The 21,693-nt window shown below is 70.1% G+C and carries 19 protein-coding genes; 10 read left to right on the plus strand and 9 right to left on the minus strand.

Annotated elements, in window-relative coordinates; all coding sequences use genetic code 11:
• Positions 1–8: 8 nt before the first annotated feature.
• Positions 9–1,130, minus strand: coding sequence for an alpha/beta hydrolase family protein (locus QTI33_RS28160; RefSeq protein WP_286509718.1), 1,122 nt, complete (start codon positions 1,128–1,130; stop codon positions 9–11).
• Positions 1,123–1,668: a VOC family protein gene (locus QTI33_RS28165; protein ID WP_286509720.1), complete on the minus strand. Its 546-nt coding sequence runs from the start codon at positions 1,666–1,668 to the stop codon at positions 1,123–1,125. Before QTI33_RS28165 ends, QTI33_RS28160 begins: the two co-directional genes overlap by 8 nt.
• Before the next feature lie 149 nt (positions 1,669–1,817).
• Here QTI33_RS28165 and QTI33_RS28170 point away from each other — a divergent pair, with 149 nt between their 5' ends.
• The 7 genes from QTI33_RS28170 to QTI33_RS28200 all read left to right on the plus strand — a co-directional run bounded on the left by QTI33_RS28170 (position 1,818) and on the right by QTI33_RS28200 (position 9,233).
• On the plus strand, positions 1,818–2,729 hold the full coding sequence (locus tag QTI33_RS28170; protein ID WP_286509721.1) for a LysR family transcriptional regulator: 912 nt from the start codon (positions 1,818–1,820) through the stop codon (positions 2,727–2,729).
• A gap of 58 nt (positions 2,730–2,787) precedes the next feature.
• The gene (locus QTI33_RS28175; RefSeq protein WP_286509722.1) at positions 2,788–3,984 is read left to right on the plus strand and encodes a phosphoglycerate kinase; all 1,197 of its coding nucleotides are present in this window, start codon (positions 2,788–2,790) and stop codon (positions 3,982–3,984) included.
• A 62-nt stretch (positions 3,985–4,046) separates the two neighbouring features.
• Positions 4,047–5,495, plus strand: a complete 1,449-nt coding sequence (pyk, locus tag QTI33_RS28180; RefSeq protein ID WP_286509724.1) for a pyruvate kinase — start codon at positions 4,047–4,049, stop codon at positions 5,493–5,495.
• A gap of 104 nt (positions 5,496–5,599) precedes the next feature.
• Positions 5,600–6,664, plus strand: coding sequence for a class II fructose-bisphosphate aldolase (gene fba, locus QTI33_RS28185; RefSeq protein ID WP_286509725.1), 1,065 nt, complete (start codon positions 5,600–5,602; stop codon positions 6,662–6,664).
• A 105-nt stretch (positions 6,665–6,769) separates the two neighbouring features.
• Complete coding sequence (locus QTI33_RS28190) at positions 6,770–7,675, plus strand: phosphoribosylaminoimidazolesuccinocarboxamide synthase (protein WP_286509726.1); 906 nt, start codon at positions 6,770–6,772, stop codon at positions 7,673–7,675.
• Between the two features lie 201 nt (positions 7,676–7,876).
• The gene (locus tag QTI33_RS28195; protein ID WP_286509727.1) at positions 7,877–8,545 is read left to right on the plus strand and encodes a helix-turn-helix transcriptional regulator; all 669 of its coding nucleotides are present in this window, start codon (positions 7,877–7,879) and stop codon (positions 8,543–8,545) included.
• Between the two features lie 40 nt (positions 8,546–8,585).
• Complete coding sequence (locus QTI33_RS28200) at positions 8,586–9,233, plus strand: Crp/Fnr family transcriptional regulator (RefSeq protein WP_286509728.1); 648 nt, start codon at positions 8,586–8,588, stop codon at positions 9,231–9,233.
• A gap of 7 nt (positions 9,234–9,240) precedes the next feature.
• Here the strand turns inward: QTI33_RS28200 and QTI33_RS28205 are convergent, their stop codons facing one another.
• From QTI33_RS28205 to QTI33_RS28225, 5 genes are all read right to left on the minus strand, one after another.
• Positions 9,241–11,178, minus strand: coding sequence for a S8/S53 family peptidase (locus QTI33_RS28205; RefSeq protein ID WP_286509729.1), 1,938 nt, complete (start codon positions 11,176–11,178; stop codon positions 9,241–9,243).
• A gap of 9 nt (positions 11,179–11,187) precedes the next feature.
• Entirely contained in the window at positions 11,188–12,333 is a 1,146-nt protein-coding gene (locus tag QTI33_RS28210) for a phosphatase PAP2 family protein (RefSeq protein ID WP_286509730.1), read from the minus strand.
• 17 nt (positions 12,334–12,350) lie between these two features.
• Complete coding sequence (locus QTI33_RS28215; protein WP_286509731.1) at positions 12,351–14,120, minus strand: tetratricopeptide repeat protein; 1,770 nt, start codon at positions 14,118–14,120, stop codon at positions 12,351–12,353.
• Positions 14,121–14,294: 174 nt separating this feature from the next.
• On the minus strand, positions 14,295–14,744 hold the full coding sequence (locus QTI33_RS28220) for an META domain-containing protein (RefSeq protein ID WP_286509732.1): 450 nt from the start codon (positions 14,742–14,744) through the stop codon (positions 14,295–14,297).
• 88 nt (positions 14,745–14,832) lie between these two features.
• Positions 14,833–15,759 carry a tetratricopeptide repeat protein gene (locus tag QTI33_RS28225; RefSeq protein WP_286509734.1) on the minus strand — a complete coding sequence of 309 codons (927 nt, stop codon included), beginning with the start codon at positions 15,757–15,759 and terminating at the stop codon, positions 14,833–14,835.
• 36 nt (positions 15,760–15,795) lie between these two features.
• Between QTI33_RS28225 and purE the strand changes: the two genes are divergently transcribed.
• From purE to QTI33_RS28240, 3 genes are read left to right on the plus strand one after another with little or no spacing between them, the layout of a single operon-like run.
• On the plus strand, positions 15,796–16,338 hold the full coding sequence (gene purE / locus QTI33_RS28230; protein ID WP_286509736.1) for a 5-(carboxyamino)imidazole ribonucleotide mutase: 543 nt from the start codon (positions 15,796–15,798) through the stop codon (positions 16,336–16,338).
• A 55-nt stretch (positions 16,339–16,393) separates the two neighbouring features.
• On the plus strand, positions 16,394–17,560 hold the full coding sequence (locus QTI33_RS28235; protein ID WP_286509738.1) for a 5-(carboxyamino)imidazole ribonucleotide synthase: 1,167 nt from the start codon (positions 16,394–16,396) through the stop codon (positions 17,558–17,560).
• A 14-nt stretch (positions 17,561–17,574) separates the two neighbouring features.
• On the plus strand, positions 17,575–18,576 hold the full coding sequence (locus tag QTI33_RS28240; protein WP_286509810.1) for an L-threonylcarbamoyladenylate synthase: 1,002 nt from the start codon (positions 17,575–17,577) through the stop codon (positions 18,574–18,576).
• A 24-nt stretch (positions 18,577–18,600) separates the two neighbouring features.
• On the opposite strand, the gene QTI33_RS28245 is transcribed toward QTI33_RS28240, so the two are convergent.
• Both QTI33_RS28245 and dacB read right to left on the minus strand, forming a co-directional pair.
• Positions 18,601–20,154: an alpha/beta hydrolase family protein gene (locus QTI33_RS28245; RefSeq protein ID WP_286509739.1), complete on the minus strand. Its 1,554-nt coding sequence runs from the start codon at positions 20,152–20,154 to the stop codon at positions 18,601–18,603.
• A gap of 97 nt (positions 20,155–20,251) precedes the next feature.
• A complete protein-coding gene (dacB, locus tag QTI33_RS28250; protein WP_286509740.1) occupies positions 20,252–21,688 on the minus strand; it encodes a D-alanyl-D-alanine carboxypeptidase/D-alanyl-D-alanine endopeptidase in 1,437 nt (478 codons plus the stop codon).
• Positions 21,689–21,693: the final 5 nt, after the last annotated feature.

Raw genomic sequence — 21,693 nt, forward strand, 5'->3', positions numbered from 1 at the left:
GGCGATGCTCACAGCGCGTGCGCCCATTCGGCCACCGCATCGGCCGCCTGCTGCACCAGCTGCGGCTGGCCGGCCAGGTAGTGGTTGCCGGCGACGATGTCGACGTTGCGGATGCGCGCGCCGCCGGCGGCCAGCCAGGCCTCGCGGGTGCTCGGAAAGGTCGACTGGTCGCCGGTGTAGGTCAGCAGCAGCTTGGGGCAGGTGGTGCGCGCCAGGTTCGACGGGCCGTCGGCCTGCGAGCGCGACGACCACTGCGACAGGAAGGCGGTCAGCGAGGTGGTGCGGCCCATCGCATTGGCCGCGTAGTTGACCTGCCGCGCATCGCCCCAGACGCTCCCGGGCGCGCGGTCGTTGGCGTCGATCGACAGGTCGACGCAACGCGGATCGGCATGCGTGCGGTAGATGATGAAGGCCTGGTCGCGCGGCGCGCCCGGGGTGCTGCGCAGCTGGCGCAGGCGCTCCAGCGCCCAGTGCTCGATGCGCGCGAGCCGCGCCTGCTGGGCGGCGCCGAAGCGGGCCAGGAACCCGGTGTCGTACGGCAGCGCGTGGCGGGGGTCGTACATGTCGAGTTCGGGCGCTACCGACAGCGGGTCGTGCTCGTCGGTGACCGAGGGGTCGATCCAGTCGCGCATCAGCTTCGAGCGGCCCTGGTGCGCCGCGCACAGCGCGATGCCGTCCACCGGCGGCAAGTCGTCCCGGTGCAGGTGGGTCGGGTCGCCGTCGGCGAAGTGGTGGGCCGTGAGCCGCTCGGCCTGCGCCTGGTAGAAGCTGGCCAGCGCGGCACCGCCGGAGTTGCCGATCAACACCACCTTCTCGTAGCCGGCCGCGCGCAGGAATTGCACGCCGGCGCCCAGATCCTGGATCGCGCGCTCCATCAGCAGCACCGTGTCGTTGCCCACGTAGCGCGAGTTGAGGCCCATGCAGCAGAGGCCGCGCGCGGCCAGCGGGCCGATCAGGTAGTGGCCCATGAAGTTGCTGGTCGGGTGCATCACGATGGCCGCCAGCTTCTTAGGGCCGGCGGGCGCCTGGTAGGCGCCATAGATGCGCGGGCGCAGCATCTGCAGGCCCGACTGGCTTTCGAGCGAGGCGCCCGGCTTGACGTCGATGACGGCGAGTTGCAGTTCAGGCATGGGCCGCACGCTCCGCCTTCAGGCTGGCCTTGCGCGCGGTCCAGGCATCCAGGTCGGCGCGCGCTTGCAGCGCATGGGCGTCCATCTCGGCCTGCGGCACGGTCGGCGTCGTCAGCTCGACGCGGATGCCGTTCGGATCGAAGAAATAGATCGATTCGATGATGTGGTGGTCGGTCGGGCCCAGCACCTCGATGCCGGCCGCTTCGAGCCGGGCCTGGGCCACGCGCAGCTCGGCCTGCGAATCGACGCGCAGCGCGATGTGGTTGACCCAGGCCGGGGTGTTCGGCGACGGCAGCGCGGCGATGTCGTCGCCGAGGTCGAAGAAGGCGATGTACGAGCCGTCGCGCATCCGGAAGAAGATGTGGACGTAGGGGCAGTACTCGCCGGTGCTCGGCACGTGGTCGCTCTGGATCACGTGCACCAGCGGCAGGCCCAGCAGGTCCTCGTAGAAGCGGCGCGTCTCCTCGCTGTCGCGGCAGCGCCAGGCGAAGTGGTGCAGGCCGCGCACGGGCACGGGCGGGGGTGTGGGGTGGGCCATGGTCCGTCTCTCTCCAGTCAGTTGAGGACAGAGCAAAAAACCGCTGCGCAGTTTTTGGGTCTGTCCCGCCAGGTCTCAGGCTGCCCATTGGACCGCTGCTTTTCTTATGATTCAATCGATATAAATTCATCGATTGATGAACTGAGGCCATGAATCTGACCTTGCGCCAATTGCGCGCCTTCGCCGCCGTCGCCGAGACCGGCAGCTTCACCGCGGCCGCCGCCACCCTGCACCTGACCCAGTCGGCGCTCAGCGTGCTGGTGCGCGAGCTCGAACGCGAAATGGGGGTGCAGCTGTTCGACCGCCATACGCGGCGGGTGCTGCTGTCCGAAGCCGGGCGCGAATTCCAGCCCTCGGTCCAGCGCCTGCTGGCCGACCTGGCGGGCGCGGTGGCCGGCGTCACCGACCTGCGCGACAAGAAGAAGGGCGTGCTGCGGCTGGCGGCGCCGCAGCTGATGGCCTGCACGCTGATGCCGCGCGTGATCGCGGCCTACCGCGAGCGGCACCCCGACGTCGACGTCCGGCTGGCCGACACCCTGCCCGAGCACCTGCTCGACGGCCTGCTGTCGGGCGAGGTCGAGCTGGCGGTCGGCCAGGACGTGGCGGTGGACGCCGCGCAGGTCGAGCGCCGCACGCTGTTTCGCGACCGGCACTGGTTGATCTGCCCGCCCGGCCATGCCTTCGCGCGCCGCCGCCAGGTCCGCTGGAGCGAACTCGGCCCCTACACCTTCATCGCGCCGACGCGCGATTTCCGCCAGCGGGTGCTGCCCGAGCTCGCCGCCGACGCGCGCGAGCTCGTGCTGCGCGCCACGACCCAGGAGGTGTCGTACATGACGACGGCGCTCGGCATGGTCGCGGCGGGGCTCGGGCTCACGGTGTGCCCGACCTACTCGGCCTCGCTGGTGCGGGCCCACGGGCTGCAGATGGTGCGGCTCGACCAGCCCGACTTCCACCGCGAGGTCTGCGTCTACGGGGCGGCGAAGCGCTCGCTGTCGCCGGCGGCGGCCAGCTTCGTCGAATTGCTCCAGCAGGTCGCGCGCGAGCCGGGGCTGGCGGGCTGAAACCTACAATGGGCGCTGCCCGTCGTGGCCCCTTCCATCCGCTTTCAGATTGCCATCCATGAACGTCCTTCGATTCACCGATCTCTGTGCGCAAGGCAAAGTCGCCGGCCAGCGCGTCTTCATCCGAGCCGATCTCAACGTGCCGCAGGACGACACGGGCCGCATCACCGAGGACACCCGGATCCGCGCCTCGGTGCCCTGCATCCGCGCCGCGCTCGACGCCGGCGCCGCCGTGATGGTCACCTCGCACCTGGGCCGGCCGACCGAAGGCCAGTTCAAGCCGGAGGATTCGCTGGCGCCCGTCGCCGCCCGCCTGGGCGAGCTGCTCGGGCGCGAAGTGCCGCTGGTGGCGGACTGGGTCGACGGCGTGCAGGTCGCGCCGGGCCAGATCGTGCTGCTCGAGAACTGCCGCCTCAACAAGGGCGAGAAGAAGAACGACGAGGCGCTGGCGCGCAAGCTGGCCGCGCTGACCGACATCTACGTCAACGACGCCTTCGGCACCGCGCACCGCGCCGAGGCCACCACCTACGGCATCGCCCAGTTCGCCAAGGTCGCTTCGGCCGGCCCGCTGCTGGCGGCCGAGATCGATGCCATCACCAAGGCCCTGGCGCAGCCGCAGCGGCCGCTGGTGGCGATCGTCGCCGGCTCCAAGGTGAGCACCAAGCTGACCATCCTGAAGAGCCTGGCCGAGAAGGTCGACCAGCTGATCGTCGGCGGCGGCATCGCCAACACCTTCATGCTGGCCGCCGGCTTGAAGATCGGCAAGTCGCTGGCCGAGCCCGACCTGATCGACCAGGCCCAGGCCGTGATCGAGGCCATGCGCGCGCGCGGCGCGGCGGTGCCGATCCCGGTCGACGTGGTGACGGCCAAGACCTTCGCGGCCGATGCGGCGGCGACCGTCAAGGACGCCAGCGACGTCGCCGACGACGACCTGATCCTGGACATCGGGCCGAAGACCGCCGAACTGCTGGCCGCCCAGCTGCGCGAAGCCGGCACCATCGTCTGGAACGGCCCGGTGGGCGTGTTCGAGTTCGACGCCTTCGCCAACGGCACCAAGACCATCGCCCGCGCCATCGCCGACAGCAGGGCCTTCTCGATCGCCGGCGGCGGCGACACGCTGGCGGCCATCGCCAAGTACGGCATCGAGGACCAGGTCGGCTACATCTCGACCGGCGGCGGGGCCTTCCTGGAAATCCTCGAAGGCAAGACGCTGCCGGCCTTCGAAATCCTGGCGAAGCGCGCAGCGGGCGGATGAACAAAGCGCTTTCGGCGAGCTCGTAAAGTGTATACAGTACGGAATACAAACAGGAGACAACGATGAGCACGCCCCGCCTGCCCCGCCACGCCACCAAGATCGTCGCCACCCTCGGCCCCGCCTCGAACACGCTCGAGCTGCTCGAGCAGATGATCCACTACAAGGTCAGCGTGGTGCGGCTCAACTTCAGCCACGGCACGGCGCAGGACCACATCAACCGGGCCGCGATGGTGCGGGAGGCGGCCCGGCGCAGCGGCCGCGAGGTGGCGATCATGGCCGACCTGCAGGGCCCGAAGATCCGGGTCGGCAAGTTCGCCGAAGGCAAGGTCTGGCTCGAGCCGGGCGCCAAGTTCATTCTCGACGCCTCGCGCACCGAGCCGGGCGACGTCGACGCCGTCGGCCTCGACTACAAGGACCTGCCGCGCGACGTCAAGCCGGGCGACAGCCTGCTGCTGAACGACGGCCTGATCGTGCTGACGGTCGACGCGGTCAAGGGCGACGCGGTCCACACCACGGTGCGCCTGGGCGGCGAGCTGTCCAACAACAAGGGCATCAACAAGCAGGGCGGCGGGCTCACCGCGCCGGCGCTGACTGCCAAGGACATGGAGGACATCAAGACCGCGATGAGCTTCCAGGCCGACTACGTGGCGGTGAGCTTCCCCAAGAACGCGACCGACATGGAGATGGCGCGCCAGCTGTGCAACGTGGCGGCGGCCGAATTCGGCCACAAGCCCGGCATGATCGCCAAGATCGAGCGCGCCGAGGCGATTCCCAAGCTCGAGGAGATCCTGCGCGCCAGCGACGGCATCATGGTGGCCCGCGGCGATCTCGCGGTCGAGGTCGGCAACGCCGCGGTGCCGGCGCTGCAGAAGAAGATGATCCGCATGGCGCGCGAGATGGACCGGGTGGTCATCACCGCGACCCAGATGATGGAGTCGATGATCACCAACCCGGTGCCCACGCGGGCCGAGGTCAGCGACGTCGCCAACGCGGTGCTCGACGGCACCGACGCCGTGATGCTCTCGGCCGAGACCGCCTCGGGCCGCTACCCGCTCGAGACGGTGCAGGAGATGAGCAAGATCTGCGAGGCCGCCGAGGCCGCCGAAGACCTCCAGCTCGACGCCGATTTCAGCGGCAAGAGCTACAGCCGGATCGACCAGTCGATCGCGATGGGCGCGCTGTTCACCGCCCACCACCTGGGCGCCAAGGCGATCGTGGCGCTGACCGAATCGGGCTCGACGCCGTTGTGGATGAGCCGCCACCGGGCCCACATCCCGATGTACGCCCTGACCTCGCGGCTGGCGACCCAGCGCAAGATGGCGCTCTACCGCAACGTGCGGCCGCTGCTGATGGATTCGGAGAGCGACCGCGACACGGCGCTGGAGCAGGCCGAGGCGCACCTGAAGAAACGCGGCATCGTGCAGACCGGGGACGTCTATGCGATCACCTGCGGCGAGCCGATGGGGGCGCCGGGGGGTACCAACATGCTGAAAATCTGTCGCGTCGGCTAGCCGACGCAGGGTCGTCAGGGCCATCGGAGCCGTCCTACAGGGGCCCTCGGTAGAATCCCGGGAGTTCTTTTGTCTTCATCCCTAGATTCCCGCGAGGTATTTCCATGGCACTCGTCTCGATGCGCGAACTGCTCGACCATGCCGCCGCCAACGGCTACGGCATTCCGGCTTTCAACGTCAACAACCTCGAACAGGTGCAGGCCGTGATGGAGGCCGCCAAGGAAGTCGGCGCCCCCGTCATCCTGCAAGCCAGCGCCGGCGCCCGCAAGTACGCGGGCGAAGCCTTCATCAAGCACCTGATCCAGGCCGCCATCGAAGCCTATCCCACGGTGCCGCTGGTGATGCACCAGGACCACGGCCAGAGCCCCGACGTCTGCCGCGGCGCGATCGACCTCGGCTTCAGCTCGGTCATGATGGACGGCTCGCTCGAAGGCGACGGCAAGACCATCGCCAGCTACGACTACAACGTCGACGTCACCCGCAAGGTGGCCGACATGGCGCACAAGGTCGGCGTCACGGTCGAGGGCGAACTGGGCTGCCTGGGCTCGCTCGAGACCATGAAGGGCGACAAGGAAGACGGCCACGGCACCGACGACACCATGACCCGCGAGCAGCTGCTGACCGACCCGGAGCAGGCCGCCGATTTCGTCAAGCGCACCCAGATCGACGCCCTGGCGATCGCCATCGGCACCAGCCACGGCGCCTACAAGTTCACCCGCGAGCCCACCGGCGACATCCTGGCGATCGACCGCATCAAGGAAATCCACCGCCGCATCCCGAACACCCACCTGGTGATGCACGGCTCGTCGAGCGTGCCGCAGGAGCTGCTGGCCATCATCCGCCAGTACGGCGGCAACATGAAGGAAACCTACGGCGTGCCGGTCAAGGAAATCCAGGAAGCCATCAAGCACGGCGTGCGCAAGATCAACATCGACACCGACATCCGCCTGGCGATGACCGGCGCGGTGCGCAAGTTCCTGGCCGAGAACCCCGAGAAGTTCGACGCCCGCGAATGGCTCAAGCCGGCGCGCGAAGCCGCCCGCCTGATCTGCAAGCAGCGCTACCTCGAGTTCGGCTGCGAAGGCCAGGGCCCGAAGATCAAGGGCGACACCCTGCAAGTGGTCGCCGCCAAGTACGCCAAGGGCGAACTCGCGCAACAGGTGGTCTGACCCCGCGCTGGCGCCTGAAAGCCACCTTCGCGGTGGCTTTTTTCTGCGCCGGCCGCTGCGCGCGCACAATCTCCGGCGTCACCCGCCCGCTTCATCCATTTCGCCATGACCACCGTCCATACCTCCTCCATCCAAAGCCTTCCGCTGCTGGCGCGCGGCAAGGTGCGCGACAACTATGCGGTCGGCAGCGACCGCATCCTGATGGTCGCGAGCGACCGCCTGTCGGCCTTCGACGTGATCATGGGCGAGCCCATTCCGGGCAAGGGCGTGATCCTGACGCAGATGGCGCTGTGGTGGTTCGACCGGCTCGGCCACCTGTGCCCGAACCATCTCACCGGCGACGCGCCCGAAAGCGTCGTCACGCCCGAGGAGGTCGCCCAGGTCGAGGGCCGCTCGATGCTGGTCAAGCGCCTGACGCCGATCCCGGTCGAGGCGGTGGTGCGCGGCTACCTGGCGGGCAGCGGCTGGAAGGAATACCAGGACAACCGCGCGGTCTGCGGCGTGCCCCTGCCCGAGGGGCTGACCAACGCCAGCAAGCTGCCGCGGCCGATCTTCACGCCCGCTGCCAAGGCGGCGGCCGGCGCCCACGACGAGAACATCAGCTACGACAAGGTGGTCGAAGTGGTGGGCCCGAAGCTGGCTCAGCAGATCCGCGAGACCAGCATCGCGATCTACGAGACCGCGGCCGCGATCGCGCTGACCAAGGGCATGATCATCGCCGACACCAAGTTCGAGTTCGGCCTCGACGAGGCCGGCACGCTGGTGCTGATGGACGAGGTGCTGACGCCCGACAGCTCCCGCTACTGGCCGGTCGAGGGCTACGAGGCCGCGCTGGCCGCCGGCACCAACCCGCCGAGCTACGACAAGCAGTTCGTGCGCGACTGGCTGGAGGCCACGAAGATCAACGGCAAGCCCTGGGACAAGACGCCGCCGGCGCCGCGCCTGCCGGCCGAGGTGATCGAGAAGACCGCGGCGAAGTACCGCGAGGCCCTGCAGCGGCTCACCGGCTGAACGGGCCCCCACGCTCCCCCACTTCGTGTGGGTCGCTGCCCCGCGAGGGGGCCGCAGGCCGCCTTGGGACGGCCCGGCGCCGGCCCGGGCGCCCGACTGGGCCGGAATGTAAATAGATCACAAAATCCGCGGCAATACTCACCGCACGCCAGCGTCGCAGTCTTCCACACTCTTTTCATCCCCCCAGATGAGGAGAGCAGCATGGAAACCGCAGCAGATTTCGAGATCACCTACCTGGAACGCTTCGGCCGCGACGTCACCGCCGCGCCGCCGGACGCGCTGCAGCCCGGCATGCTGGCCCGGGTGCTCGACGAAATCGACCATGGCCTGCTGCTGCTGGACCTGACCGGCCGCATCCTGCATGCCAATTTCCCGGCCCGGCGCGAACTGGCCGCGGCGCGCGCGCTGCGCAGCGGCGAGGGCATGCTCTGCGCCGCCAACGCCGCTTCCCAGGCCAAGATCCGGCAGGCGCTCAAGGATGCCGAGCGCGACTGCCGCAGCATCGTCGAGCTCGAACACGGCGAGGATTTGCTGTCGGTGGCCTTCATTCCGCTGGCCGCCGTGCACGGCAGCGGCACGGTCGACACGGTGCTCGTGATGTGCAGCCGCCGCCCCGGCTGCGAGACGCTGACGATGCAGATGTTCGCCCGGGCCCGGCACCTGACGCGGGCGGAGCAGAACGTGCTGGCGCGGCTCTGCGCCGGCCATGGCGCCGAGGAGATCGCCTGCCTCGAAGGCATCCGGATGTCCACGGTGCGCACCCACATCAAGAACGTGCGGCAGAAGACCGGCAGCAGCAGCATCCGCGAGGTGGTGCACCGCGTCTCGCGGATGCCGCAGATCGTGTCGGCGCTGCGATTCGGCGAGTGACGGCCGGCGGGGGCGGCCCCGCTGACCTTATATTCGACGGATGCCCGCTGCCTCCGGTGTCGACCACGTCAACCTCCCGCCCGCCCTGCTGCAACTCGCCCAACGCGGCATCCAGCGCCGCTACCGCACGCGGGCGCGGCTGATCGAAGAGGGCGAGCAGGGCGGATCGGTCTACATCGTGCTGTCCGGGCGGCTGCGGGCCTTTCTCTCGGACGCGCGCGGGCGCGAGATCACGCTGGGCCTGCACGGGCCAGGCGAATATGTCGGCGAGATGTCGCTCGACGGCGGCCCGCGTTCCGCCAGCGTGGAAGCGGTCGAGCCCACCGTCTGCGCCGTCGTCACCCGCGAAACCCTGTTGCAGCACATTGCCGAGCATCCCGATTTCGCGCTGGCGCTGATCGTGCGGCTGATCCGCCGCGCCCGGCTGGCCACCGAGAGCGCCCGCAGCATGGCGCTGCTGGACGTCTATGCGCGCCTGAAGCGCCTGCTCGAGGAACGCTCGTCCGCGCCCGCCGCGGACGGCAGCCGGGCGATCGCCGAACGGCTGACGCACCAGGCGATCGCCAGCGAGATCGGCTGTTCGCGCGAAATGGTCAGCCGGCTGCTCAAGGACCTGGAGCAGGGCGGCTACGTGGCGGTCGCGCAGCGCCAGCTGACGCTGCTGCGGGAGCTGCCGGCGCGCTGGTGAGATTCGGTCAGCGCCTGCCACCGCCGAAGCGCGGTCGGAACCAGGACGGCGGCGGGGGTACCGGGGGCGGCAGCGGCGGCAGGTCGCTGCCCGGCGTGGCGGCCAACTCCCTGACCAGCTGCGGTGCGGCGATGCTGGTGCCTGAAAAACGCATGCTGACGCCGCTGCGATTGCCCCGGCCCAGCAGACCGGGAAGGACCCGGCTTTGTTCCACCGGATAGGCCCAATTCGGGCTGTCGCGCGGTGCCAGCGGCCGGCAGGGGCCGCCGCTGCTGTAGGGCGCCGGCAGGTCGTCCTGGATGCGATAGCCGCCCGCCACCAGGCTCTCGGCGCCGGTCGCGATGCCGCTGAGGCTGCCGCGCGCGAACACTTCGGCCAGGCCGGTGTGCGGCGCATCGGGGTCCAGTTGCTCGCTGGGAATCGTCCCGCAGGGATCGTCGCAGTGGGGGCTGCCGAGGTGTCCGCTGCGGCCACGCAGGGGCCGACCCATGTTCGGGTCGCTGCGTGCGAGATAGACATGCGCCGTGCCCTGAATGTCGACGCCGGCCTGCCTGGCCAGCAGCGTCACGCGCCAACGTCCCGGCGTCGCCAGCCTGGCGGGCGCTGTCGATGCCGCGTCGGTCGGCGCGCGCGCTGTCGGCGAAGCGCTGACCGTGATCTGCATCTGGGTCTGCTCGAACGGCGGCAGCGACGTGGGCAGCGGGGGCGCCGGCACCTCCGACGCCGTGATTCGAACCGTCGGCTCCGGCACGGTCCCAGGCGGCGGCGGGGCGCTGAGCAGGGCGATTTCCCCCGTGGGCGATTGGGCCCGCACATCGACGTGGTTCAGCGTGACCTGCGTGGGCAGCCAGATCTCGAGCTGCGCGTGGGTCTGCGAGTCGGCCGCCACGTTCCAGTCGAACGAGCGTCCCACCGCATCGAGCCCGTTGAGCTGGACTTCGGCGTGGGAGCGCAGCAGGTGGTTGTTGCCGGAGGGCAGGACGACCCGGAAGATGCAGTTGTCCAGGCGCGCCTTCTCGGTCATCTCCTCGATCGCGCTCTCCATGAACGAACTGCCGTCGTGCGGGCCGGTCTGCGGGCCGTAGCTCAGGTTCACGAGCACTTTGCCGGCAGGGGGCTGGAAACGCTTGCGCGCATATTGGAAGATGGCTTGCAGGCCCTCGTAGCCGAATTGCTTCAGCCAGAGGCCGCTGGGGTCGTCGAGCGCTGCCGTCGGCAGTTGGACGAAGGCGAGGTCCGTTCGCCCAGCCAGCGGGGGCATCGAACGGCCGTCGATCGGCCGGGCGCAGCCCGCCGCATGGCTCATCACTTGCGCGCCGTGACTTGCCATGGCGCGCAGGCTGGGCAGGCCGATGAGTGCGTAAGCGCTGTCCTCGTTGACTCCCTGCGCCGTCGTCGCCATGTTCACGATCTGGCCGATCTGATGCGTGTACTCGGCGCCGTAGTTGAAAAACGGCGGATCGCCGGGAACCGGACCGGTGCCCGGCGTGCCGCCCATGTCCCAGATGAAACGCACGCTGGCAGCGCTGCCCGGGCGATAGGCCTGATGCGCGAAGGGGCAGCCGTCGTCGATGATCCCGATCACCGTGTCCGGACCCGGCTGGAGCGCAGGCAGGTCGGGCATCGGGAGGTCGTTCGGAACCGGGGCTGCAGGCGTCGCCAGCTCGCAGTACACCGCGCCCGCGGCCTGCAGTTCGTCCAGTCGATCGTCGAGCGAATCGATCGGCACCGTCACCGTCGCATGCGCGTAGCCCTCGAATATCTTGCTGCAGCGCATGGTGCGGCTGTTCAGTTGCTCGATCCTCGCGAACGTGAGTGGGTGCTCGAAGCGCACCAGCAGCGTCGCATGGGTGGACTTGCTGCGATCGAACAGACGAACGCCGGGCTGCATGGCCCATGCCAGATAGGCGTCGATGCGCAGGCCGGAGGAATGAACGAGTGCCATTGCCGGTCCCTACGGCATGAGCGCCGCGCGCTCCGCTTCGCCGAAGTCGTAGATCTGCTTGAGCACCGACGGATCGGGGGCATCGTTGACCGCTACCGGCGCGCCGATGATGTCGCCGATGCCCGCGCTGCTGGTGGAGTCGATGGGCTGGGCGACCAGGTCCAGATCGAGGCTGCTGCCCTTGGCTTCCGGCGGCGCGAAGCTGCGCAGGATCACACTGTTGCGAACATCCAGGCGACAGAGGATGTATTCGGCGATGGTGTGGCCGAGCATGCGTCCGGCCACGCTGTCGGCCGGGAAGTGAAGTCCTGCGACGACCCGGTTGGTCGCGATGCGCGCCGCCTGCCGATAGAGCTGCTCGGCCATCGAGGGCGCCTTGGCGTTCAGGTCGAGGATGCCGACCAGCAGGCGCGCGAGCATGAAGGCCTGGGTCGAATGGCCGCTCGGGAAGGACCCGTGCCCCGGCGTCGTGAGCATCGGCTGCACCTGGTCCGAGTACTGGAAGGGCCGCCAGCAGGCGAGCTGGTGCTTGAACTGCATTTCCAGCAACACGGTGAACTGGATCGCGTTGGCCAGCAGTTCGGTGGTCCACCGGTGTCGCTCGACGTGCAGCCCGGTGACCGAGGCCACGAAGGCGAACTGGTTGTCGATCTGCGCCAGGATCTCGGGCGCCCGTTCGAGTCTCAGTTCGCTCCACGCCTGCACGAGCTGAATCTGGGCCTGGAAGAAACTGGTGCTGGGGCGCGCCAGTTCGAAGACGGGCACGTTGTCGATCAGCATCGACAGCGAACAGGTCGCGGAAGGCACCAGGGGCGTGCTCGGCGGCGGTGGGATCGGTGCCGCCGGCAGGGGCACGAAGCGCACCCCTTGGCTCAGCTCCCATTGAAGCAGGTGCGAACGCACCCAGGCTTCCCAGCGCGCCGTGCTGCCGGGCCAGTTGAAGCCCGGATCGTTGCGCGGGAGAACGGGTGCGTTCGGGTTGCGGATCCCATCCCGGCTGGTGGTCAGCGCAGTGGTCACCAGCGGGTTGGCAAAGGCATCGCCCAGCGCCGGACCGCCGGTCGGCGCGCTTGCGCCCGAGAAGCCGCCGAAGCCGCCAAATCCGCCGAAGCCCCCAAAGCCCCCGAATCCGCCAAATCCACCCAGTTGTGACATGCGCTTCTCCTCAGTGATCAATCCTTCACGCCGGCCTCTCGCAAGGCCTCGACGAGCAGCCTGAACTGCTCGGGCGCCCGCTCGGCGGCGGGATAGTTCTTCTTGAACCGGGTCAACGAATACGCGGGGTCGAGCCGCATCAGTCGTTCGACGGTCGCGCGCGCATCCTCGATGCGGTGGGACAGGGCTTGCGCGATGGCCAGGGCCCGGTAGGTCGAGGGGTGGATGGCGTTGCGCTGCAGCGAGCGCTGCGCCAGCCGAATCGCTTCCTCATAGTCCCCGTTGGCGATCGCCATCGACGCGGACAACGACTCGTAGTAGTAGGCAAGGGGGTCCAACGGCGACAGCGCCCGCGCCCGCGCGGACGCCGCCTGTGCCTGCGGGCCCTGCGCTTCGAAAGCGTGCGTCATGCCCTTGAACAGCCACGCCAGTGGCTCGTTGGGGTTGTGAGTCACGGCTTCGTCCAGGCGCAGCGCCGCCTTGTCGAAATCCTTGATCAGGTGGCAATAGACGAAGCCTTCCATCGCCAGCGCCAGGGCGTTGGCGGGGTCGTTGTCGAGCGCGCGACGCGTCTGGTCGAGCGCTCGCGAAGCGTCGTCAGCAGGCGACGTCGACAGCCCGCGCGTCGCGCACAGCACATACCACTTCGCCAGCCAGGCGCGCGCCAGCGGGTGTTGCGCATGTCGTTCGACCAGGAGTTCGAGCACCTCGCGGCTGCGCGCGAAGTCGGTACGGGCCGAGCGGTGCATGAGACTGATGCCGCCGAGCATCAGCGTGTAGCTCGACAGGTTCGGGATCGGGGCCGTGCTGACGAGTGCCAGTTCGCTGCTGAGGATCGCGGCGTTGATCTCGCTGGCGAACTCGTCGATGGTCTCGCAGCGGACATTGAAAAGGTCCTCCAGCGCCGCGATGCGGCGCGAGGCCCAGATCACCCGGCCCGAGGCCGCATGGGCGAGCTCGGCGTTCATCAGGATCTGCCGCCCGGGCGCGTAGTAGCTGCCCGACAGCACGTAGTTCGCAGCCAAGCGGCCGGCGATGTCGCCGAGGCTGAGGTTGCGCTGCCCGAGCGCGCGAGTGGACAGCCGGGAGACCACGCGCAACTGGTCCGACTTGGAGATCTGCGCAATGATGCCGTCGGCGATCAGGTCGCCGATCACGTCCATCTGCGAGCTGCCGTCCTGGAACGAAAAGGGCAGCACCGCGATGGTGGCCTGCATCACGGGCGGCGTGGCCGCGCTGTCGTGCAATGCGATGGGCGCATGCCGGCCGGCGGGGGACGCCAGGCGGTAGGCGCGAACCGGCTGATCGATGTGCTTGAGCCAGCATTCGCCAAGGTCCTCGAACACGCCGTCGAGTTCGTCGTCCAGCAGATCGCGCACCTCTGCCGTGATGACGGTCTGACCTGGCCCGGCGAGCGTCGCCACGCGTGCCGCGAGGTTGACTCCGTGGCCGTAGATGTCGTGCTGATCGACATAGACGTCGGTCGCGTGCATGCCGGCGCGCAGATGCAGGGCGTGGCCATCGGGCAGCGGCGGGCAGCGGGTCTCCATCCACTCGTGCAGGGCCAGGGCCGCCGCGGCCGCCTGCTGCGGGGCGTCGAACTCGGTCATCAGGCCGTCGCCAAGGCTTTTCACGAGCCGTCCTTCGTGCGCCGGCAGGATCGAACGGTTCACTTCGGCCAGCAATGCCTGCCAGCGCGTGACGACACCGAGCTCGTCTGCCTGCATGAGTGTCACGGACTCCACCAGGTCCACCACCAGCACCACCTTGCGGCGATGCGGCAGCACCCACCCGACTGGATCCGGAGCAGCGATCTTCGGAGGATCGGATTGCAAAGTCATCCCCTCTCGGCAGGAGGCCGGCGGCTGACGGCGAAAGGGCATTCTTGTGGCGGGCCGGATCAAATGTCCATCGCACGGATGGCCTACCCGGTCTTCGGGGGCGCGGCCCCCAGACCCGCCTCAGCGCGCTGCGCTGAGCGTGGCCACGGTGCGCCCGCTCGCGTCGAGCAGCGCCAGCCGCGTCGGGCTCTGCAGCCGGTAGCTGGCGGTGGCCTGCAGGGCGGCAAAGAACTGTTGCTCCTTGGTGCCGAGCGCCGGGTCGGTGCAGGCCATCCGGGTCGAGGCCAGCTGGCTCAGCTTGAGCGTGCTGCCGCTGCGCTCGAAGGTGCCCGACAGCTGGTTGCAGCCGCCCGAGCCGCTCACCCGCCCGTTGCTGCGGTTGAACACCACCTGCGGGTCGCGCCGCGGGTCGCTGCCGGCGGCCACCGGCTCGCCGCCGAGCTGGTCGAGGCGCCAGACCGGGCCTTCGATCGGTTCGTCGAGCGGGATGCCGCTGCCGCAGCCGGCGGTCAGCACCGCTGCCAGCAGGGCGGCCGTGAAAAGGGGGATGGCGGCAGGGCGGGAGCGCATGGCCTGTGTGTCCTTCTGCAACAAATTGAGAGTTGCGCCATCGTATTCGACCGCGCCGGGCCCGCCAACGCCTCGCGCTCCCCGGGCCTCAGCTCAACACCACGCTGCTCAGCCGACGCCGGTAGCTGGCCACGGTCGGGTCGTCGGGCGGGATCTGGCCGTCGGCGACCTTGACCTTCGGTGGTTCGATGATGTCGAGCACCGCGATGTAGGTCTTGCGCGCCAGGTCCTCGTTCCAGCTCTTGTCGCGCATCAGGATGTCGAGCAGCTCGTCCATGGCGTCGGTCCAGCGCCGGGCGGCCATCAGCAGGCGGGCGCGGTCGAAGCGGGCGTCGAAGTCGCGCTTGTTGGCGGCGATGCGGCCGTCGAGGTCGGCCAGCGCGGGCGCGGCGGCGCTGGCCGGGGCCGCGAAGTCGATCGCGTCCATCCATCGCTGAAGCGAATCGAAACGGCGCACCAGCGAGGTCTTGGCGATCACCGGGGCGAAAGCGACCTTGGCGTCGTCGGTGCGGCCTTCCTGCAGCAGCAGCTTGACGTAGTCGAATCGGGCGTCGTCGTTGGCCGGGTCGGTGGCGACCGCGTGCTGCAGCTTCTCGAGCGCGCCCTGGGTGTCGCCCTCGGCCAGCGCCTGCTGGGCCGAGACTTCCTGGTCCAGCGGCGGCGCGTCCTCGTCGTCGCCCGGCGGCACGTGCTTGTCGAGAAAGGTCCGGATCTGGTCGGCCGGGATCGCGCCGACGAAGCCGTCGACCGGCTGGCCGTCCTTGAACATCACGCAGAAGGGGATGCTGCGCACGCCGAACATCTGGCTCAGCTGCTCGGAAATCTGCGGCACCTTGTCGGCGTCGAGCTTGGCCAGCGTGAAGCGGCCGGCATACTCGACTTCGAGCTTTTCGAGCACCGGGCCGAGCTGTTTGCAGGGCCCGCACCATTCGGCCCAGATGTCGAGCAGGACCGGCGTGGTCATCGAGCCGTCGATCAGCTCGGACTGGAAATTTTCGAGTGTGATGTCGATCATCGCGGGAAGGTGGGGGTGAAACGTAAAATTGGAACCATGAAGCAAGCAATTCAGGTCGGCGTGGTGATGGGCTCGAACTCCGACTGGGAGACGATGCGCAACGCGGTCGAGATTCTCCAGCAATTCGGCATCGCCCACGAAGCCCGGGTGGTCTCGGCCCACCGGATGCCCGACGAACTGTTCGCCTACGCCGAGCAGGCGGCGCCGCGCGGGCTGTCCGCCATCATCGCCGGCGCCGGCGGCGCCGCCCACCTGCCCGGCATGCTGGCGGCCAAGACCACGGTGCCGGTGCTCGGCGTGCCGGTCGCCAGCCGGCACCTGCAGGGGGTCGATTCGCTCTACAGCATCGTCCAGATGCCCAAGGGCGTGCCGGTGGCGACCTTCGCGATCGGCAACGCCGGGGCGGCCAACGCGGCGCTGTTCGCGGTCGCCATGCTGGCGGTCGGCGACCCGGCGCTGCGGGCGCAGCTCGACGCCTTCCGGCTGCGGCAGACCCAAGCGGCGCAGGCCATGACGCTGCCGCCGGGCGAGGCCGAGCCGGTGTCGCCGTTCTCGCCGCAGGGCGGGGGCGCATTGTGAGCCGCCGGGCCGCTCCCCAGGCGAGCACCGCAGCGCGCAGCGCGGAGGTGTCGAAATGAGCGTCGTGCTGCCGGGCGCCACGCTGGGGGTGCTCGGAGGCGGGCAGCTGGGGCGCATGTTCGTGCACGCGGCCCAGACCATGGGCTATTTCACCGCGGTGCTGGACCCCGACGCCGACAGCCCCGCCGGGCGGGTGAGCCACCACCACATCCACACCGACTACACCGACGTCGACGGCCTGGCGCGGCTGGCCGGCCTGGCCGACGCCGTCACGACCGAGTTCGAGAACGTGCCGGCGCCCTCGCTCGAGCACCTGGCGTCGGCCCGGCCGGTGTCGCCGGGCGCCGACGCGGTGGCGATCGCCCAGGACCGGATCCGCGAGAAGAGCCACTTCGTGCGCTGCGGCGTCGCATGCGCCCCCTACGCGGTGATCGAGACCGCCGATCAGCTGGCGGCCGTGGCGGCCGAGTTGCTGCCCGGCATCCTCAAGACGGCGCGGCTCGGCTACGACGGCAAGGGCCAGCGCCGGGTGGCGACGCGGGCCGAGCTGGAGACCGCCTGGAACGACGCCGGCGGCGTGCCCTGCGTGCTCGAGCAGCTGCTGCCGCTCGATTTCGAATGCTCGGTGATCGTCGCCCGCGGCGAGGACGGGCAGATGGTGAACTTCCCGGTGCAGCGCAACCTGCACCGCGACGGCATCCTGGCCGTCACCGAGGTCCATCCCCACAACATGCCCGAGTCGACCGCCCGCCGCGCGGTGTCCGCCGCCCGCTCGATCGCCGACGGGCTGGCCTATGTGGGGGTGCTGTGCGTCGAGTTCTTCGTCCTCGGCGACGGCCAGCTGGTGGTCAACGAGATGGCACCGCGTCCCCACAACAGTGGCCACTGGACGGTGGACGCCAGCGACGTCTCGCAGTTCGAACTGCAGGTGCGCACGCTGGCCGGCCTGCCGCTCAATCCGCCGCGCCAGCACAGCGCGGCGATCATGCTGAACCTGCTGGGCGACCTGTGGTTCGTCGATGGCGAGGCGCCGCAGGAGCCGCGCTGGGCCGACGTGCTGGCCCTGCCCGGCACCCACCTGCATCTCTACGGCAAGACCGAGGCGCGGCGCGGCCGCAAGATGGGACACCTCAACATCACCGGCGACGGGATCGAGGCGGTTCGCAGCACGGCCGACTTCGCGGCGGCGCTGCTGGGGCTGCCGATCCCGTTGTCCGAATGAGCGGGAGCGCCGGGATGATCCGCGATGGCCGCCTGCCCGAGGCGATCGCCGAGGCCGCGCAGGTCCTGCGCGCCGGCGGCCTGGTCGCCTTTCCGACCGAAACCGTCTACGGACTGGGTGCCGACGCCGGCAGCGATGCCGCGGTCGCCGGCATCTTCGCGGCCAAGGGCCGGCCCAGCGACCACCCGCTGATCGTCCACGTGGCGGCGGGCGCCCGGGGCACCGAGGCGCTGGCGCATTTCGCCCGGCCCCTGCCGCCCTTTGCCCAGAAGCTGGTGCGCGCCTTCTGGCCCGGCCCGCTGACGCTGATCGTCGAGCGCCAGCCCGGCGTCGGCGCCGCGGCGGCCGGCGGCCAGGACACCATCGGCCTGCGCTGCCCGGCGCATCCGGTGGCGCAGGCGCTGCTGGCCGCCTGTGCCGACGTGGGCGTGCTGGGCGTCGCCGGGCCGAGCGCCAACCGCTTCGGCCGCGTCAGCCCGACCACCGCGCTGCACGTGCAGCAGGAGTTCGGCGACACGCTGCTGGTGGTCGACGGCGGACCGTGCGAGGTCGGCATCGAATCGACCATCGTCGACTGCAGCCGCGGCGCGCCGGTGCTGCTGCGTCCCGGCGCGATCACCCGCACCCAGGTCGAGGCCGCCGGCGGCGAGCCGCTGCGCGACAAGGACTCGCTCGGGGCGCCCGACCCGCGGGCTTCCGGCACGCTCGAAGCGCACTACGCGCCGAGCGCCAAGGTGCGCCTGATGGACGCCAAGGCCCTGCAGGCCGGCCTGGACGTGCTGGGGGCCAACGCCGCCAACATGGCGGTCTGGTCGCGGACCGTGTTGAGCAGCCGCTCGCAGCGCCTGCTGCAGCGGCGCATGCCCGACGACGCCGCCGCCACCGCCCAGCAGCTGTTCGCGGTGCTGCGCGACTTCGACGCCGAGGGCGTCAAGCTGATCTGGGTCGAGATCCCGCCGCCCGGACCCGAGTGGGAGGGGGTGCGCGACAGGTTGACGCGCGCTGCCGCTTCCTGAGACCTTGCGGGATCGAGCAGGCCGCTAGCCTCCCGAGGCCAGCACCCCAGCAAAGAATCCCCGCGCCGCCGCGATGCAGAACGGCGGCACCAGCGTCCCGTGATAGGCCTGCACCACCGCCTGCTGCTGGTCCGCCGCCGTGCCGCCGGCGTTGGTCGCGGTACCGATCTTGGCCTGGGCGAAGCCGGCCCGCGCCGCCGAGAAGGCGTCGGTGGCGTTGACGTCCTCGAGGTCGACCACGGTCAGCGCCGAGGCCGGCATGCCGCTGGCGCGGAAGTAGCCGGCGGTGGCCCGCGTGCTGAGGAAGTTCACGGTCGGGTCGTTGGCGCCGCCGCACATCAGCACCGGACGCGTCGGCAGCCAGTTGCGCAGGTCGTTCGCCACCGCCGCCTTGCGGAATCCGAGCAGCGGCTGGCAGCCCAGCGGCGCGGCGTTGTTGAGCGAGGCCGGCGTCGCCGGCAGCGCATTGCCGGGGCAGGGGTTGGCCTGGATGTCGGTGGCGGCCTGCGTCAGGTAGCTCTGGCGGACCAGGTTGTTGGGCGCATAGAACACGGCCAGCGACGGATCGACCGGGCCCGGCATCGCGTTCGGCGGAAAGAGTGCCAGCGGCGGCAGCTTGCCGGTGGTGTAGAGCGTGTTGCTCGGGACCAGGCTCGGCAGCAGGGTGTCGATGCCGTTGGCGAACTGGGCTTCGTAGATGTCGCCGGTGGCGGTGTAGACGTTGCCGAACTGCTTCTGCCAGCTGGTCGACAGCAGCGGCGTGAACAGCGTGCTGCCCAGCGCCGGCCAGCCGCTGAAGGTGTAGTCGGTCAGCAGGCTGATGGCGGCGGGCGCGGACAGCGGCGCCGACGCCGTCACCTTCGCGCCGATGGCCTGCAGCTCGCGGTGCGCCGCCAGGGCGACGTAGCCGCCCTGCGAATAGCCGGTGACGAACAGCGAGCCGGCGTCGCTGGCGTCGATGAAGGGGAAGGTCTTGCGCGCCGCGGTCAGCGCATCGACCATGTCCTTGCCCTGCTGGTTGCCGTTGAGGTAGGGGTGGTAGGTCAGGGTCGACTTGTCGTAGCCGGCGTAGTTCGGCGCCACCACGATGTAGCCCTGGGCCGCGAACATCGCCGCCGCGATCACGCCTTCGGCCGCCGCCGGCTGGCTGGTGTCGGTCCAGCGGGCGATGTTGTAGCTGCGTTCCACGGCGGTGCCGTGCGCGTACAGCACCACCGGGCGGGGGCCGTTGCAGGCCGGGTCGGTGCCGGCCGGCACCATGATCGCGGCGGTCGCGTTGGTGGCCTCGCCCTGGCCGCCGATGGTGCGGTATTCGAGGTAGCGCAGGTCGACGCCGCACTTCGGCGTGCCGGCGATGGCCTGCAGCGAACGGCCCTGCGCAGTGACCTGCAGCAGGGCCGTGAACTGGTCGGTCGTGAGCCGCTGCACCCGCTCCGGCGGCTGGGTCACGACCGAGCCGCGACCGGTGTCCGCCGGCACGTTGACCGCGAAGCCGTTGTTGCCGCCGCCGCCTCCACAGCCAGCGAGGATCGTCATCAAGGCGACGCCCGAGAGGGCGAGGGCTGGGAGTCTTTTCATGAGGTCTGTCTCCTGCGGGGTTTCGAACCGGCGCTCGATTCTGGTCACCCACCGGCCGCTGCGCAAGCGGCGGCCGCCTACACGGCGGGCTTGGGGATCAGTCCTGGGCGGCCCAGTCGACCAGAGCGTCGAAGGCCGGCCGCGCCGCGACCGCATTGCCGTGGTTGGCGATCGCCACCACCACCCAGCGCCGGCCGCTGACCCCGTGCACATAGCCGGCCACGCCGGCGGCATCGCGCAAGGTGCCGGTCTTCAGGTGCGCGGCGCCGCCCGAGCGCAGCGCGCGCTTGCGCAGGGTGCCGTCGACGCCGGAGGCCGGCAGCGAGGACGCCAGCTCCGGCATCAGCGGCGAGCGCCAGGCCACCTGCAGCATCCTGGCCAGCGCGGCGGCGCTGATGCGCTCGTCGCGCGACAGGCCCGAGCCGTTGTCGATCACCGGCTGGCCCTCTCCGGTGCCGATGCGCTCGTTCCACCACTGGCGCAGCGTGGCGCGCGAGGCGTCGAGCGTGCCGCGCTTCTTCTGCTGCAGCCCGAGCGTCAGGAACAGCTGCTGCGCCATCACGTTGTTGCTGTACTTGTTGATGTCGCGGATCACCTCGGCCAGCGGCGGCGACGCCGCCTCGAACGCCGGCCGCAGGCCGGCCGGCACCCGGCCGTCGCGCACCTGGCCCTGGAGCCGGCCGCCCATCTCGGCCCAGAGGCCGCCGACGGCGCGGGCGGCGTAGCCGCGCGGGTCGGCATAGGCCACGGCCCAGGTCTTTTCGCCGCAGGCCGCCGGATAGCTGCCGGCGAACGCGAGCCGCGCCGGATCGGCGAAGTCGCTGCCCAGGGCGCTGCGCCAGTCGCCGCACTCGCCGGCCGCCAGCGGCACCGCGGCCTGCATCGCGACGCCGGCCAGCGGCGGGTCGTAGCTCACCCGCGCGGCCTGCCCGTCGCGGTCGGGCACGAAGGTCATGACCACCGACTTGAAGTTCACCAGCAGGGCGTCCGGGGCCGCGTTGTAGGGGCGCTGGCCCTCGCCGTCGAAGGCGTTGGGATCGCTGTCGGCGACTTCGAAGGCGCTGCGATCCAGCACGATGTCGCCCTGCACGGCCTGGATGCCGAGCCCTTTCACCCGGCGCAGCAGCAGCCAGAGCCGTTCGATCACCAGCTTCGGGTCGCCCTGGCCCTGGATGTAGAGATTGCCTTCGAGCACGCCGTTGCGCACCGGGCCGTCGACGTACACCGGGGTCTGCCAGGTGAAGGCCGGGCCGAGCAGGTCGAGCGCCGCGTAGGTGGTGACCAGCTTCATGATCGACGCCGGGTTGACCGGCACCTGGGAGCGCCAGGCGAGCCGCGGCGGCCGGGCGCCCTCGGCATCCACCACCAGCATGGTCACGGCGTCGCGTGGCACCTTGGCGCGGGCCAGCGCGGCCTCGACCTCGTTCGGCAGGCCCTGGGCCAGGACCGGCGCCGCGGCGGCGAGAGCGAGGACGAAAGCCAGGGGGCGGACGAGGCGCGAGCGGCGGTGCTCGGACGGCGGGGCGACGGTCATGCCCG

Origin of the sequence: Variovorax davisae (assembly GCF_030316845.1) — a bacterium.
GTDB classification, from domain to species: domain Bacteria; phylum Pseudomonadota; class Gammaproteobacteria; order Burkholderiales; family Burkholderiaceae_C; genus Variovorax; species Variovorax davisae.

What these genes read in the sequence shown, in the direction of transcription:
- QTI33_RS28235 (WP_286509738.1), top strand. Translation starts at nt 16,394, where the DNA reads ATGAGCGTCGTGCTGCCGGGCGCCACGCTGGGGGTGCTCGGAGGCGGG.
- purE (WP_286509736.1), top strand. Translation starts at nt 15,796, where the DNA reads ATGAAGCAAGCAATTCAGGTCGGCGTGGTGATGGGCTCGAACTCCGAC.
- QTI33_RS28195 (WP_286509727.1), top strand. Translation starts at nt 7,877, where the DNA reads ATGGAAACCGCAGCAGATTTCGAGATCACCTACCTGGAACGCTTCGGC.
- fba (WP_286509725.1), top strand. Translation starts at nt 5,600, where the DNA reads ATGGCACTCGTCTCGATGCGCGAACTGCTCGACCATGCCGCCGCCAAC.
- QTI33_RS28210 (WP_286509730.1), bottom strand. Translation starts at nt 12,333, where the DNA reads ATGTCACAACTGGGTGGATTTGGCGGATTCGGGGGCTTTGGGGGCTTC.
- QTI33_RS28175 (WP_286509722.1), top strand. Translation starts at nt 2,788, where the DNA reads ATGAACGTCCTTCGATTCACCGATCTCTGTGCGCAAGGCAAAGTCGCC.
- pyk (WP_286509724.1), top strand. Translation starts at nt 4,047, where the DNA reads ATGAGCACGCCCCGCCTGCCCCGCCACGCCACCAAGATCGTCGCCACC.
- QTI33_RS28200 (WP_286509728.1), top strand. Translation starts at nt 8,586, where the DNA reads ATGCCCGCTGCCTCCGGTGTCGACCACGTCAACCTCCCGCCCGCCCTG.
- QTI33_RS28225 (WP_286509734.1), bottom strand. Translation starts at nt 15,759, where the DNA reads ATGATCGACATCACACTCGAAAATTTCCAGTCCGAGCTGATCGACGGC.
- QTI33_RS28190 (WP_286509726.1), top strand. Translation starts at nt 6,770, where the DNA reads ATGACCACCGTCCATACCTCCTCCATCCAAAGCCTTCCGCTGCTGGCG.
- QTI33_RS28245 (WP_286509739.1), bottom strand. Translation starts at nt 20,154, where the DNA reads ATGAAAAGACTCCCAGCCCTCGCCCTCTCGGGCGTCGCCTTGATGACG.
- QTI33_RS28160 (WP_286509718.1), bottom strand. Translation starts at nt 1,130, where the DNA reads ATGCCTGAACTGCAACTCGCCGTCATCGACGTCAAGCCGGGCGCCTCG.
- QTI33_RS28165 (WP_286509720.1), bottom strand. Translation starts at nt 1,668, where the DNA reads ATGGCCCACCCCACACCCCCGCCCGTGCCCGTGCGCGGCCTGCACCAC.
- dacB (WP_286509740.1), bottom strand. Translation starts at nt 21,688, where the DNA reads ATGACCGTCGCCCCGCCGTCCGAGCACCGCCGCTCGCGCCTCGTCCGC.
- QTI33_RS28240 (WP_286509810.1), top strand. Translation starts at nt 17,575, where the DNA reads ATGATCCGCGATGGCCGCCTGCCCGAGGCGATCGCCGAGGCCGCGCAG.
- QTI33_RS28220 (WP_286509732.1), bottom strand. Translation starts at nt 14,744, where the DNA reads ATGCGCTCCCGCCCTGCCGCCATCCCCCTTTTCACGGCCGCCCTGCTG.
- QTI33_RS28205 (WP_286509729.1), bottom strand. Translation starts at nt 11,178, where the DNA reads ATGGCACTCGTTCATTCCTCCGGCCTGCGCATCGACGCCTATCTGGCA.
- QTI33_RS28170 (WP_286509721.1), top strand. Translation starts at nt 1,818, where the DNA reads ATGAATCTGACCTTGCGCCAATTGCGCGCCTTCGCCGCCGTCGCCGAG.